Source organism: Microbacterium sp. KKR3/1, from assembly GCF_021272365.1.
Lineage (GTDB): Bacteria > Actinomycetota > Actinomycetes > Actinomycetales > Microbacteriaceae > Microbacterium > Microbacterium aurugineum.
The window spans coordinates 428695-441179 of the sequence record NZ_JAJSDW010000002.1 but is presented as its reverse complement, the minus strand read 5'-3'; the positions used below and the strand labels follow the sequence as shown (position 1 = coordinate 441179).

Below are 12485 nucleotides of genomic sequence, written 5' to 3'. Positions count from 1 at the left end.
TTAGGCGGCGGCTCCCCTCGGTGCCGCCGCCTGAGCACGTGTCAGAGGCCCTTGCCGCCGGTGACCGCGATGACCGAGCCGGACGTGTACGAGGATTCCGCCGATGCCAGGTACACGTAGGCGCCGGCCAGTTCCGCCGGCTGACCCGCCCGCCCCAGCGGAGTGTCGGCACCGAAGGTCGCCAGCCGCTCGGCATCCCATCCGGTCGCGGGGATCAGGGGTGTCCAGACCGGTCCCGGCGCGACGGCGTTGACCCGGATCCCGCGGGGTCCCGCCTCCTCGGCGAGCGCTTTGACGAACGCGATCTGCGCCGCCTTGGTCATGGCGTAGTCGATCAATCCCGGTGAGGGGTTGTAGGCCTGGATGGAAGCCGTCACGATGATGCTCGCTCCGGGCTGGAGGTCGGGGTAGGCCGCCCGCGCCGAGAACAGCATGCCCGCCAGGTTCGTGTCGAACACCCGACGCATGCGGTCCGTCTCCAGACTCCCGAAGTCGTCGATGTCGTGCTGATAGCCCGCGTTGAGCACGAGCACGTCGAGCCCACCCAACTCACTCCGCGTGCGGGCGACGATGTCGGTCGCGAAAGCCTCTTCTCGCAGGTCGCCTGCGAAGCCCACACCCGTGCGCCCCGTCTCGCGGACCAGGGCGAGCGTGTCCTCCGCGTCGTCCTGCTCCTCGGGCAGGTGCGCGATCGCGATGTCGGCGCCCTCCCGTGCGAAGGCGATCGCGACGGCCCGACCGATCCCGGAGTCACCGCCCGTGATGAGAGCACGGCGACCTTCCAGGCGCCCGTGGCCGACGTAGGTCCCTTCGCCGTGGTCCGGTTCGGGGCGCGTCCGCTCGGTCAGCCCCGGCTGGTCCTGGTGCTGGTCGGGAAAGCCCTCTTCGCGGTGCGCGTGTCGGGGGTCGGTGGTGTCGTCGGTCATGGCCGATCCTCCTCGTCTCGTCGAACGAGGCCCACACTTCCACCCTTGCCCGCCCGTGGTCAGGGGCTTGACATCCCGGGCTCGGAGCCGCGGTCCCGGCTCAGAGCGGAGGGGTGACCGGAACCTCACCGGCACCGGGCTCGTCGCCGGCCTCGGCGGGTTCGGGCACGAGGTACAGCCCGCTCGGCGCGTTCGCGGTGAAGGCGAGTGCCTCGATCCACGCCCGGTTGATGGACGGCTGACGGCTGCCGAAGTACTTGAAGACGAGCGAGCTCCCCGGCTGGATCCACACCGTGGTGCGCCCGCCGCCGACGCTCGCATCCTCACGCCAGCTGAACGGGAAGGGCTCCCCGCGGCGCAGCTTCGCGGTGATGACGAGCTGAAGGTGGGTGAGGGCGCGATCCTCGATCTCGGTCTTCACGCCGCCTTCGTAGACGAATTTACCCATGGGTGGTGCTCCTTGGTCGCTGCCGGGCCGAGACGACGGCTCACCTCATTCTCCCGTACTCGGGAGAAGGTTATCGCCTCCGGGGGCGGTCGACCGCGCGCTGACGACTCGCTGCACCGAAGTCAACCCCCTTCGGCGGAGCGACGGCAGGACCCTAGCCTCGGGACACGCGATTCGAGGAGGACTGCCATGAACGACCGACACATCGACGACCGCCCGGATGACGGATACACCCCCACGACCACGCATGCCGAATGGGGCGCGGGGAACCCTCGATTGCGCATCAGCCGAGACGACGAGCGCACCGAGTTCGCGCTCGAGGTCGACGTGGTCCGGATCGGGTCGGCCGAGGGCAACGAACTGCGCCTCCCCGAGACCGACCCCGTGCACGCGACCATCACGCACGACGACCGCGACGAGTACGTACTGACCTTGAACGGGGAGGGCGAGACCAACGCGAGTCTGGGTGTCGACGCGACTCACGCCGACGAGTCCTCCGAGACGCTGCGCACGGGCGCGCACTTCACGGCAGGCCCGTGGACGTTCGTGTTCGCACGCGACGAGTTCGCCGACCATGGACGTCCGTACGGCGGACGCTCGGGCGGGGAGTACTCCGATCAGCCGCTGCAGCCGCCGCGTCCCGACTACGACGAGGGCGAAGAGCGATGACCACCACGCGTGACCTCACGAGGGCGTCGGCATCCGCGCTCGGGGTCAGCCAGCCTGGCCGCATCGCGGCCCGTTGCCGCTGACGCCGTGGACACCGCTGACGCCGAGACCGACGACGCGAGCGCGGTCACCGGCACGCAGAACGACCTCACACGATTGAGCGACCTCGCCGCCGAGCTACGGCTGCGGGTCGGAGTGGCGGAGTCGCTCACAGCCGGCCTGCTCGCGCACACGATCGGTGCCGGCGACTCTGCCTCGGACTGGTTCTCCGGCGGCATCGTCGTCTACCGCACCGACGTCAAGGAGCGCGTTCTCGGACTGACGCCGGGGACGGATCCGTGTTCCGCAGCGTGTGCGGAACAGCTCGCCTCGGGCACACGACGCCTCTTCGACGCCGACATCGCCGTATCGACGACGGGCGTCGGAGGTCCCGACCCCCAGGGAGGTCATCCCCCGGGTACGGTCTACCTGGGTTGGGCCACCGCCGACGAGGTCGGGCATCGGAGACTCGCTCTGGTCGGCGAGCCTGAAGACGTCCTGGCCGCGACCGTCGACGCCGCTGTCCGACTGCTCGTCATCCGCTCCGCAGGTCTACGCCCACCGGGACCGCTGCGGGGTCAGGCGACCGAAGGCTAGTTCCGACACTCGTTCCGGCTCAGCGCCCCGGAACGAGTCCGATGCGCAGAGGCGCAGCCGGAGTGGCAGCTTCCGCGAGAGCCGCGTCGATGTCGGAAAGGTCCCGCACTGCACCGACCGCATCCACGAACGGGTACGCCCGCCCCCGTCCGGAGAGAAAGGCCACGGCCTCCGCCAGCTCGGCGCCCGTGTAGTTGTGGACGCCGGCGACCGTCACGAGGCGCCGCACGATGCTCTCGGCGTCGAAAGGCACCGGGTCCGCGGGGAAGACGCTGCCCACGAGCACGACCGTACCGCCGACTGCGACGCCCTCGAGCGCGTCGTGGACGGCATGGCCCGAGGCCTCGATCACGATGTCGGGCTCGCGGTCCACGGCGATCTCGGTCGCCCCGAATCGCGTGGCGAGTTCCCGCCGCTCCGGGTTCGGGTCGAGCACCTCCACGGTCGCGCCCTGCTCGACGGCGATGGCGGCGGCGGAGAGCCCGACCAATCCCGCGCCGTGGATCCGGACGGCCGCGCCATCGAGGTCTCGGCCCTGAGCGGCCCTGGCCACCGCTGCCCAGGCGGTCGCCGTGGCGCACGAGGCGGGAGCGAGCACGGCGGCGGGGAGTGCCTCCGGCACGCGGACGATCGCGGTGCCGGTGCGCAGCTGCACGTGACTCGCGAAGGCGCCGGTGAGGTCGCCGTGGACACCGACCCGGTCGTGACCGTACTTGCCGAGGTCGCGGCACTTCTGCGGTATCCCGCGCAGGCAGCGGTCGCAGCTCCCACAGGAGACGGTCACCGACCACACCACGCGATCGCCGATGCGCAGCGGGGTGCCGTCGACCCCGCTCGCCCCGGCGTCACCGGTCGCGATCACACGCCCGACGCTCTCGTGCCCGAGCACCAGCGGCACCGGGGCGGAGCGGCGCCCCTGCACGGTGTGGACGTCGGAGCCGCAGATGGTCGACATCTCGACCGCGACCAGCACGTCGCCATCGGCGAGCGCCACTCCCGGCACCGCGATCGTCTCGTGCGGGTGTCCGGCGCCGATCCAGACCATCGCGGTCGCCGCCGGGCGCAGCGCGACGTCTCTGCGGTGCCCGGGAGGACGGATCAGCAGCGTTCCCATGTCACGGTCTCTCAGGAGGTCGTGACGAGCGGAAGCAGCTCGCGCTGGGCGAGCACTCCGCGCAACGCGGTGACGTCGGCGAGCACGGCATCGGCGCCCGCTGCGCTCAAGGCCGGTCGATCATGGGCACCGGTCAGCACACCGGCGACGAAGCCGGCGCCGGCCCGGCGTCCGGACTCGACATCGCTGACGGTGTCGCCCGCGACGGCGACCGCGGAGACCGACGAGGTCTGCGTGCGCAGCAGCGCCGTGAGCACGAGGTCGGGAGCGGGGCGCCCGCGTCCGGCATCGATCGGCGACAGCGCGAGGTCGACGAGGCCGCGCCAACCGAGACCGTCGAGCAGGGCCTCTCGGGTGATCGGAGCGAAGCCCGTGGTCAGCGCGACCCGCAGTCCGGCGTCTTTGAGGCCCTGGATGGCGTCCGCCGCACCGGGGATCTCGGAGACGCCCTGCTCGGTGATGATCTCGGCGTAAGCGCCCTCGAAGGCCGCGGTCGCCCGTGCCGCGGCATCGGCATCGCCGCCGGAGAGGTGCGTGAAGACGTCGATCTTCGACTGCCCCATCGTGGCACGCACGTGGTCGAGTGCCTCCGCCCACGGCATCCGATCCGCGACGCCCGTGCGCTCGGCCGCGCGTTGGAACGCCTGCTCCACGACGCCGTCGTCGAGCACCGTGGTTCCCGCCATGTCGAGGACGACGAGTTCGATGGGAGTGGTCATGTTGTTCCTTCCCTTGCTGCCGCCCATCCGAAGGCGGCGGTGAGATTGTGTTCCGCGAGACCCAGGCCCGTGGTCATCCCGATCCCGGTCGTGGCGGCGAGCACGAGCACACCGTCGTCGCCCCGATCGATCAGGAACTCCTGCCGACCCTTGGCGTACACGCCCTGCCAGCGTTCGATCACCCGCGGCGCCGGCGCATCGAACAGCGCTTCCGCCTCGGTGAGGAACGCGGTGAAGGCGGCCTCGGGCTGGAACGGCGAAGGAGCTGCGGCGGTCGCGTGTGAGTCCCCGATGATGAGCGTGCCGTCGGGGACTTGCGTGTACATCTGGTTCAGGTCGAGCGCGGCGAGATCAGGCCGTTCGGCGTGGAGACGTTCGCGCAGCACGGCGGCCTCCGGTCCGTCGGAGAAGCGCCCGTACCGCACGAGCGACCATCCGGTGAGCAAGGGCGCCGCGAGCGGATACCGGAACGACACGGCCGCACGCATCATGTCGAGGGCGCAGCGGACGATCCCGTGCCGTTCGGCCACCTCGGGCAGCAGCTGGTCGATGTCGTGGTTCACGGCGACGACCACGCTGCCGCAGGTGAGGGGCCCGCGGGTGGTGTCGACCCGGCCGCGCCCGACTCCGGTCACGCCGGTGCGGAAGCGGAAGTCCACGCCGAGGGCTGCGAGGTGGCGGACGATCGCAGACGCCGCCGTGCGCGGATCGGTCTGCAGGTCGCTCTCGATGTGTGCGCCGCCGACCAAGCCATGGGCGCGCAGCGGTGCGAGTTGCAGGAGCTCGTCGGCCTCGAGCATCCGGATCCCGCCGTCGTGAGCGGCCGCCTCGAGCACCGCGATCTCGTCGTCGTGGCGGGCGGCGACCAGCGTTCCCGACTCGCGCAGCCAGAAGCCCGCGTCCTGGGAGAGGCGCAGCCACAGCTCGCGCGAGGCGTCGGCATACCGCCGGGCCTCCCCGCCCTGCGCTCCGATGCAGAGGTGTCCGAAGTTGCGGATCGTGGCACCGACCGGTGCATCGGTGCGGTCGACCACGATCACCCGCAGCCCGCGACGGACCGCCGCGTAGGCCGCGCCGAGACCGACGATCCCGGCTCCGACCACCACGACGTCCGCAGAGTCCGCAGAGCGATCCGGGTTCATCGGAACACCTTCCGCATCCACATGGCGAGGCCTTCGACGACGAGCACGGTGGCGAGGATCATCAGCACGATCGCCGTCACGGTCTCGTAGCGCGACCCCTGACTCGCGTTGAGCAGGTAGTAGCCGACCCCACCGCCACCGACGATCCCGAGGATGGTCGCCGCACGGATGTTCGTGTCGAGCATATAGAAGCTGTGACCGATCAGCGCCTGGGTCCCCTGCGGCACCGTGGCCGAGGCGTAGGTCTGCAGACGCGTCGCCCCGACGGCCCGGAGGGCGCGCTCGGGTCCGCGATCCACCTCTTCGAACGAGTCGGCGATGAGCTTGCCGAGGAGCCCGATCCCGCCGATCGCGAGGGCGATGACGCCGGCCTGCGCGCCGAGCCCCGTGATCACGACGAGCACGATCGCCAGGATCAGCTCCGGGATCCCGCGGATGCCGACGAGCAGGAGTCGTGCCGTCCCCCGTGCTCCGGAGTTCGGCGCGACGTTGCGGGCGGCGAGCGAGCCGAGCACGAGCGAAGGGAGGAGGGTGAGCACCGTGGCGGCGAGCGCGATCGCGACCGTCTCCCGCATCGCCTCGAACATGGCGCTCGCGTCGTAGTTCCCGAAGGAGGGCGGCCAGAACAGCGCGGCGACCTCGGGCAGCTTGGCCCAGAAGGTGATCAGGTCCATCCAGTTGATCTGGCTGACCACGATGCTGCCGATGACGACGAGCACCGCCACGACGCCGGCGACGGTGTGGCGCACGCGTCGGGCGGTCCAGGGGCGACGCACGGCGGTCTCGGGGCTCGTGGCCCAGGCGGGGCGGCCGACCGGCGCGGCTGCGGTGTTCGCTCCGAGGCGCGGGTGGAGGATCCGGTCGATCCACGAGCGGGTGTGCTTCTGCTCGCCCAGCATCGCGCCGCGAACCATGCTGGAGATGACCTCCATCGCGATGCACAGGAGGAAGATGACGAGCGCGATGCCGAGACCCTTGCCGTAGTTCAGCGACTTGAACGCGTACGACATCTCCAGGCCCAGACCGGCCACCCCGACGTAGCCGAGCACGACGCTGCCTCGCAGGTTGATGTCGTTGCGATGCAGCACGGTGGCCACCCAGCTGGGCAGCACCTGCGGGAGGATCCCCGCCGAGAACTCCTGCATCTTCGAACCGCCCGCGGCACGGATCGCGAGGCGGGGGCCCTCGTCGATCTGCTCGATCGCATCGGCGAACATCTTCGAGATCATGCCGATCGAGTGGATGCCGATGGCGAGGATGCCGGGAAGGGTGCCGAGCGAGAACATCAGCACGAAAGCCATCGCGAGCACCACGTCGGGGAGCGCACGGGTGAGCACGCCGATGAATCGAGCGGCGGCACGCCAGCCGTTGCCCGGAGTCGTGTTGGACGCGGCGAGGTAGGCGATCGGCACCGAGAGAACCGCGGCGAGCAGGGTTCCGACGAGCACGAGACCGACGGTGAGTGCGATCAGCCAGACGAGATCCCCGGGCGCGGGGAACGTGAGTCCGCCGATGCGGGCCATGAAGTTCTCGGCGTTGCCCCAGCTCTGCACCATGGCGGGGATCGAGATGTCGACGTCACGGACGGCGATGATACCGAGGACCAGGAGCGCGACAAGGGTGAGGGATGCGGCGATGCGTTCCGGGGAGACCACCCGCTTCGGGGCGCGCTCCCTCACCTGTCCCGCCTGCCGAGAAGCCGCCCCGCCGCCCCGCGTCGAGGAGTCCGTCGACGCGTCGAGAGCCGTCATGATGCGGCCACCTGTGCTGCCGCCTCGACGAGTTCTTCCTGGACGGCACGGATCTCGGCGGTCGTGGTGGCGACGCGGCCGTAGATCTCCATGACCTCGGCCTTGGTGAGGTCGCCGGTCGGGGTGTCGAGCACGACCTGGCCGTGGCGGAGTCCGACGATGCGGTCGGCCCAGCTGATCGCGAGGTCGACCTGGTGCAGGCTGCACACGACGGTGAGTCCCTCGTCGGCGGCGATCTCGCGGATCAGTGCCATCACCTGTTCACTCGACTCCGGGTCGAGCGAGGCGACCGGTTCGTCGGCGAGCAGGATGTCGGGCTTCTGCATGAGGGCACGGGCGATGGCCACCCGCTGCTGCTGTCCCCCCGAGAGGGTGTCGCTGCGCTGGTACGCGCGGTCGAGCAGTCCGACCCGGTCGAGGTGCTCGAGTGCGGTGACCTTCGCGGCTCGCGAGTACCCCCAGAGCCCGAGGCGCGGTCCGCGCAGGTCGGAGAGCGAACCGGTGAGGACGTTCTCGAGCACCGTGAGCGAGGGCACGAGCTCGAACTGCTGGAAGATGAAGCCCACGCGGCTGCGGAGGTCGCGCAGTGCCCGTCCCTTGAGCGAGGGGACCTCGGCTCCCAACACCTCGACCGAGCCCGAGGTGGGGATCTCGAGGCCGTCGAGGTGGCGCAGCAGGGTCGACTTGCCCGAGCCGGAGAGCCCGAGAAGCACGACGATCTCGCCGCGGGACACCTCCAGCGAGGCGTCCTGCAACGCAGTGGTCGTCCCGAAGGTCTTCGTCACGCCATCGAGGCGGATGAGGGCGTCGGATGCCGAGGCGGTCATGTCGTGGCTCCTGTGGTGTGGTGAGTCGTGCGGTGGTGCCCTCCGTCTCGTCCGTGCGAGGCGGACGGGACGGAGGGCGCCGATGAGGCGAGGTGGTCAGGCCGGGCTCAGGCCTTGCACTGCTCCGCTTCGGTCTCCTTGCAGATGTCGCGGATCAGGTCGTAGTACGCGTCGTCCACCGGCTTCGTGGCGTAGAACACACTGCGGAAGGAGTCGGTGTCGGCGCTGTCGATGCCTGCGGCGATGATGTCGTCGATCGTGATCTCGGAGAGTCCGTCGATGAGCTTCTTCGAGACGTCGTCGGGGAGCGTGGACGAGTAGACGAGCGGTGCACCGGGCACCATGGTCTCGTCGATGACCTTCACCTTGTCCGACTTCTCGACTTCGGAGTCCTCGGCGAAGCCCGCCTCGCACTCGACACCCTCGCCGACCTTGGTGACGCTGACGTCGTGCTTGCCGGCGAAGACCGGGGTGATGTCGGTCTTCGGGTCGATGCCGGCCTCGAGCAGGTTGTACGACGGGAACAGGTAGCCCGAGGTCGAGGACGGGTCGACGAAGCAGACCTTCTTGCCCTTGAAACCGTCGATGCTCGTGATGTCACTGTCTGCGGGGACGATCGCCTGCGAGTAGTAGCCCGGCTCCTGGCCCTCTTCGGTCACGATCGAGGAGATGGGAGTGAGTTTGGCGCCGTTGTTGGTGGCGGTGACGTAGGTGAAGCCCGAGAACGATGCCACGTCGACCTTGCCGGCCACGGCCGCCTCGATGAGCGCGGCGTAGTCGGTCGATTCGTGGTACTCGACGGACTTGCCCGTGAGCTCGGCGATGTAGTCCATCAGCGGCTGGTAGTTGGTCTCGGTGTCGACCGAGTCGGGCACGACGCCGAAGACGAGCGTGTTCTCGTCGACCGCGAATCCGCTCGCAGAGGACGACCCGTCGGCGCCCGAGGCACCGGTCGCCTCAGCCGAGCCCGAACAGGCGGCGAGACCGAGCGCGAGGATCGCGACACCGGCGAGGGCGGGGAGAGCGCGAAGCTTCATGAGGACCTTTCAGAGTGGGAGGGGTGATCCACGGAAGACTCTGACAGGTGCCGCACCGAGATATGTACCTAACTCGGAAGAGTTCAGAACTCGTTTACCGGGCATTCGCCTGGATGAACGCTCTTGGAACGCGATCGCGTGGGTGGGCATGACGAAGTAATGTACCTATGTGGCTGAAGCTGTGTACACCCAGATCGCTGACGACCTCCGCGCTCGGATCGCCGACGGCGGGTTGCGCCCGGGAGACGACGTCCCGACCGAGGCGGAGCTCGCGCAGAGGTGGCAGACCTCGCGCGGCCCGATCCGCAATGCGTTGGCGGCTCTGCGCGCAGAGGGCCTGATCGAGACGACGCGCGGCCGCCCCGCGCGCGTGGTGGCGCGCAAGGCCAATCAGGCGGTGGACGTGTCGGTGCCCTTCACACGCTGGGCGCGCGAACTCGGGGTCTCCCCCGGCGCCCAGACCCAGGAGCTGAGCCTGCGGCGCGCCGGCGCCCTGGGGGCGGCGCTCGGCGTCGACGAGAGCGACACCATCGTGAGCGTCGTGCGACTGCGCTTCCTCGACGGGCGCCCGACCATGCTCGAGCGCCTCAACTACACCGAGGTCGCGGGGCGTCACCTGTTCGAGGTGAACCTGGATGAGGTCTCGATCACCGAGTATCTGTCGTCGGTGGGACACCCCATCGTCACCCTGGAGCACGTGATCGACGCAGTCGCGGCGGATGACCAGGATGCCGCACTTCTGCGCGTACCGCGCGGCACGCCGATCCTGCGCCTCACCCGCACCTCGCGCGACGCGGAGGGACGGATCTTCGAGGCGTCGGAGGATCGCTACCTGAGTGAGGTCGTGCGTTTCACCGTCGCCGCATCGGGAATCTCCACCGATGGGCACTACATGCGAGCGGTGGGCGCGTAGCCCGGGGCCAGAACGAGGCCGGAGAATCGCGCGTTAACGCAGATGGCGATCGCGAGCGCGCAAAGTGTTTCAGAAGCCAGAAAGACCGCGCTCGCGATCGCAGCGCTGGGGACGCTTTATCTGGGGAGCCTCCAGAATACGGAGAGACTCAACCCGGAACGTAGGGCCGAACGTCGAGGTTTATCTAGACTTTTGTCCAGATTTTGCGGTCATCGACGAAGCGTGCTCACACACTCTAGAGCATCAGACGACCGGAAGGCGGGCCGACACGACCCAGGATCCTTCCTCTTCGCCGGCACTGAACTGTCCGCTCGCTCCCATCACACGCTCCGCCATGCGGGTGAGACCCGTACGACTCGAGGAGAGCTCCCGGCGTGGGGTGGTCGGAAGAGGACTCCGGAGGATGAGATGTGCGACCTCGTCGTCGACCGCGAGGTGCATCTGCACTTCGCCGGGGCCGGCGTACTTGAGGATGTTCGTGGCGGACTCGCGTGTGATGCGCGCGAGGACGATCTCGACCGCACGCGGGATGCGCTCGTCACGAGGATCTCCCACGCGGTCCACGGAGTGACCTGCAGCCTCGAATTCTTCTTGGGCCTCGTCGATCGCCGCAGCGAGGTCACCGGTCTGCACGCTCGAGGATTGTGGTCCGTCGTCGGCCAGCTCGATCACGAATCGGAGATCGGTCATCGCCTTGCGCGCGGCGACGCGAATCGCCTCTTGCGAATCTGTACTTGTCTGGGGGTCTTCGAGCATCTGCACGTGCAACGACACCACCGTGAGGTGGTGAGCGATGCTGTCATGCAACTCACCGGCGATCCAGCGCCGCTCGGCGAGTACTGCTTGGCGCTCCTGTTCGGCCGCCGCCTGGAGTTCGCGCTCAAGGCGGCTGCCACGGGCGAACGCGAGCCGAAGGGCGAACCCGACGGCTCCGGCCACCGTGGCGAAGACGAGGAAGAGACCGACATTCACATCGGCATCAGCGTCGCCGTAGGCGACGACTGCTGTCGCGATGAGGAACGCGCCGGTGTAGGCGAGGATCAGGGAAGTCCACCCCAGCCTCATGACCAGACCCGACGCGACTGCGGCGGCGGTCAGAACCTGGGACTCGGTTCCCACGAGAAAGGATGACGCGAACACGACGCCGAGGGCGCATGTCGCAAGGAGCGGCTTCCAGAGATAGAGGGCGAACGCTGCAGTGGATGCGACGCTCACCACCAGGGCGGCCGGGTTCACACCCGGCGTGGTGAAGAAGCCTATGACGTCGGTGGCGATGGTGATGCCGAGTATGACCAGGACGACGATCCGCTCGATCGTGCTGAGCTTCTCGCCTCGACCCAACCGGAACGAATCCGCAGATCGTCGGGGGGACTGGTCGAAGGCCATACTTCACTATCTCCTATTCGCCAGGTACGCTAGCGGACGAGACCAAAAAACTTGCCAACCTGCTGCCAGAAAGTCATTGCGTTCACCTCCATTATGTAGTCGTTCGTCGATGTCTGTATTCATCTTCTCGGTGATCTTCCCGGGGCACATCTGCCTCAAGTCCAGACCTTTTTAGCCAAAGGTCTATATGCGGTCGTCGAGCCGCTCACGCCGTTAGGCTTCCCTCTATGCAGGAAATCCGTGTCCTGATCGTCGACGACGATCCGCTGGTCCGCTCGGCGCTGTCTCACTTCGTCTCCCGTGACCCCGAGATCACCGTCATCGCCCAGGCGGAGGACGGACTCGAGGCGATCGCCACCGTCGAGCGCGAGCAGCCCGACGTCGTGATGATGGACGTGCAGATGCCCGAGATGGACGGCATCGAGGCCACGGGGGTGATCGCCGAACGTTGGCCGCACGTCCGAGTGCTCGCCGTGACGACGCTGGACGGGAGTGACACGGTCCTCCCCATGCTGAGCGCAGGCGCCTCCGGCTACCTCCTCAAAGACTCCAGCGCCGAAGAGATCGTCATCGGGGTGCGCGAGGTGCACAGCGGAGCGAGCTCGCTCTCCCCCCGGATCGCATCGATGCTCATCAAGCACGTCCGCGACTCCACCCCGGCGACCGCCGATGCGGATGCCCTCGAACCTCTCACTGAGAGGGAGGCGGAGGTGCTCCAGTGCCTCGCGAAGGGCATGTCAAACGCCGAGATCGCCAAAGCACTGATCGTCTCCGAGGGGACAGTGAAGGCCCACCTCGGACGCATGATGTCGAAGTGGCACCTGCGCGACCGGGTGCAGATCCTGGTCACAGCCGCGCACGCCGGCCTCGTCAACTTCCGCTGAGAACCAGCGCGTCCCTCCCCTCGACAGTCGGTC

Annotated in this window: 13 protein-coding genes; 4 read left to right on the top strand and 9 right to left on the bottom strand. The window is 68.6% G+C overall.

The window, feature by feature from the left end; translation table 11 throughout:
* Positions 1-41: 41 nt before the first annotated feature.
* Together LVJ59_RS13765 and LVJ59_RS13760 are read right to left on the bottom strand one after the other, a co-directional pair.
* Positions 42-926 carry an SDR family oxidoreductase gene (locus LVJ59_RS13765; RefSeq protein WP_153242861.1) on the bottom strand — a complete coding sequence of 295 codons (885 nt, stop codon included), beginning with the start codon at positions 924-926 and terminating at the stop codon, positions 42-44.
* Positions 927-1026: 100 nt separating this feature from the next.
* Positions 1027-1374 carry a hypothetical protein gene (locus tag LVJ59_RS13760; RefSeq protein ID WP_021201203.1) on the bottom strand — a complete coding sequence of 116 codons (348 nt, stop codon included), beginning with the start codon at positions 1372-1374 and terminating at the stop codon, positions 1027-1029.
* 189 nt (positions 1375-1563) lie between these two features.
* Here LVJ59_RS13760 and LVJ59_RS13755 point away from each other — a divergent pair, with 189 nt between their 5' ends.
* Complete coding sequence (locus LVJ59_RS13755; RefSeq protein ID WP_232763485.1) at positions 1564-2043, top strand: hypothetical protein; 480 nt, start codon at positions 1564-1566, stop codon at positions 2041-2043.
* An 87-nt stretch (positions 2044-2130) separates the two neighbouring features.
* The gene (locus LVJ59_RS13750) at positions 2131-2679 is read left to right on the top strand and encodes a CinA family protein (RefSeq protein ID WP_232763484.1); all 549 of its coding nucleotides are present in this window, start codon (positions 2131-2133) and stop codon (positions 2677-2679) included.
* Positions 2680-2698: 19 nt separating this feature from the next.
* On the opposite strand, the gene LVJ59_RS13745 is transcribed toward LVJ59_RS13750, so the two are convergent.
* From LVJ59_RS13745 to LVJ59_RS13720, 6 genes are all read right to left on the bottom strand, one after another.
* Complete coding sequence (locus tag LVJ59_RS13745) at positions 2699-3793, bottom strand: alcohol dehydrogenase catalytic domain-containing protein (protein ID WP_232763483.1); 1095 nt, start codon at positions 3791-3793, stop codon at positions 2699-2701.
* An 11-nt stretch (positions 3794-3804) separates the two neighbouring features.
* On the bottom strand, positions 3805-4512 hold the full coding sequence (locus LVJ59_RS13740; protein ID WP_232763482.1) for a phosphonatase-like hydrolase: 708 nt from the start codon (positions 4510-4512) through the stop codon (positions 3805-3807).
* On the bottom strand, positions 4509-5654 hold the full coding sequence (locus LVJ59_RS13735; RefSeq protein ID WP_232763481.1) for a TIGR03364 family FAD-dependent oxidoreductase: 1146 nt from the start codon (positions 5652-5654) through the stop codon (positions 4509-4511). The genes LVJ59_RS13740 and LVJ59_RS13735 overlap by 4 nt, the downstream gene beginning before the upstream one ends.
* The gene (locus LVJ59_RS13730; RefSeq protein WP_232763480.1) at positions 5651-7405 is read right to left on the bottom strand and encodes an ABC transporter permease; all 1755 of its coding nucleotides are present in this window, start codon (positions 7403-7405) and stop codon (positions 5651-5653) included. Before LVJ59_RS13730 ends, LVJ59_RS13735 begins: the two co-directional genes overlap by 4 nt.
* A complete protein-coding gene (gene phnC / locus LVJ59_RS13725) occupies positions 7402-8232 on the bottom strand; it encodes a phosphonate ABC transporter ATP-binding protein (protein WP_232763479.1) in 831 nt (276 codons plus the stop codon). The genes LVJ59_RS13730 and phnC overlap by 4 nt, the downstream gene beginning before the upstream one ends.
* Positions 8233-8339: 107 nt before the next feature.
* Entirely contained in the window at positions 8340-9269 is a 930-nt protein-coding gene (locus LVJ59_RS13720) for a phosphate/phosphite/phosphonate ABC transporter substrate-binding protein (RefSeq protein WP_232763478.1), read from the bottom strand.
* A gap of 169 nt (positions 9270-9438) precedes the next feature.
* On the opposite strand from LVJ59_RS13720, the gene LVJ59_RS13715 reads away from it, so the two are divergent.
* Positions 9439-10182: a GntR family transcriptional regulator gene (locus tag LVJ59_RS13715; RefSeq protein WP_047524606.1), complete on the top strand. Its 744-nt coding sequence runs from the start codon at positions 9439-9441 to the stop codon at positions 10180-10182.
* 243 nt (positions 10183-10425) lie between these two features.
* Here LVJ59_RS13715 and LVJ59_RS13710 read toward each other — a convergent pair whose 3' ends face one another.
* Positions 10426-11568 carry a sensor histidine kinase gene (locus tag LVJ59_RS13710; protein WP_232763477.1) on the bottom strand — a complete coding sequence of 381 codons (1143 nt, stop codon included), beginning with the start codon at positions 11566-11568 and terminating at the stop codon, positions 10426-10428.
* 227 nt (positions 11569-11795) lie between these two features.
* Here LVJ59_RS13710 and LVJ59_RS13705 point away from each other — a divergent pair, with 227 nt between their 5' ends.
* A complete protein-coding gene (locus LVJ59_RS13705) occupies positions 11796-12452 on the top strand; it encodes a response regulator transcription factor (RefSeq protein WP_232763476.1) in 657 nt (218 codons plus the stop codon).
* Positions 12453-12485: the final 33 nt, after the last annotated feature.

Bases quoted from the DNA above. Each gene is read 5' to 3' on its own strand.
- LVJ59_RS13765 (WP_153242861.1), bottom strand. From the start codon at position 926: ATGACCGACGACACCACCGACCCCCGACACGCGCACCGCGAAGAGGGC.
- LVJ59_RS13760 (WP_021201203.1), bottom strand. From the start codon at position 1,374: ATGGGTAAATTCGTCTACGAAGGCGGCGTGAAGACCGAGATCGAGGAT.
- LVJ59_RS13755 (WP_232763485.1), top strand. From the start codon at position 1,564: ATGAACGACCGACACATCGACGACCGCCCGGATGACGGATACACCCCC.
- LVJ59_RS13745 (WP_232763483.1), bottom strand. From the start codon at position 3,793: ATGGGAACGCTGCTGATCCGTCCTCCCGGGCACCGCAGAGACGTCGCG.
- LVJ59_RS13740 (WP_232763482.1), bottom strand. From the start codon at position 4,512: ATGACCACTCCCATCGAACTCGTCGTCCTCGACATGGCGGGAACCACG.
- LVJ59_RS13735 (WP_232763481.1), bottom strand. From the start codon at position 5,654: ATGAACCCGGATCGCTCTGCGGACTCTGCGGACGTCGTGGTGGTCGGA.
- LVJ59_RS13730 (WP_232763480.1), bottom strand. From the start codon at position 7,405: ATGACGGCTCTCGACGCGTCGACGGACTCCTCGACGCGGGGCGGCGGG.
- phnC (WP_232763479.1), bottom strand. From the start codon at position 8,232: ATGACCGCCTCGGCATCCGACGCCCTCATCCGCCTCGATGGCGTGACG.
- LVJ59_RS13720 (WP_232763478.1), bottom strand. From the start codon at position 9,269: ATGAAGCTTCGCGCTCTCCCCGCCCTCGCCGGTGTCGCGATCCTCGCG.
- LVJ59_RS13710 (WP_232763477.1), bottom strand. From the start codon at position 11,568: ATGGCCTTCGACCAGTCCCCCCGACGATCTGCGGATTCGTTCCGGTTG.
- LVJ59_RS13705 (WP_232763476.1), top strand. From the start codon at position 11,796: ATGCAGGAAATCCGTGTCCTGATCGTCGACGACGATCCGCTGGTCCGC.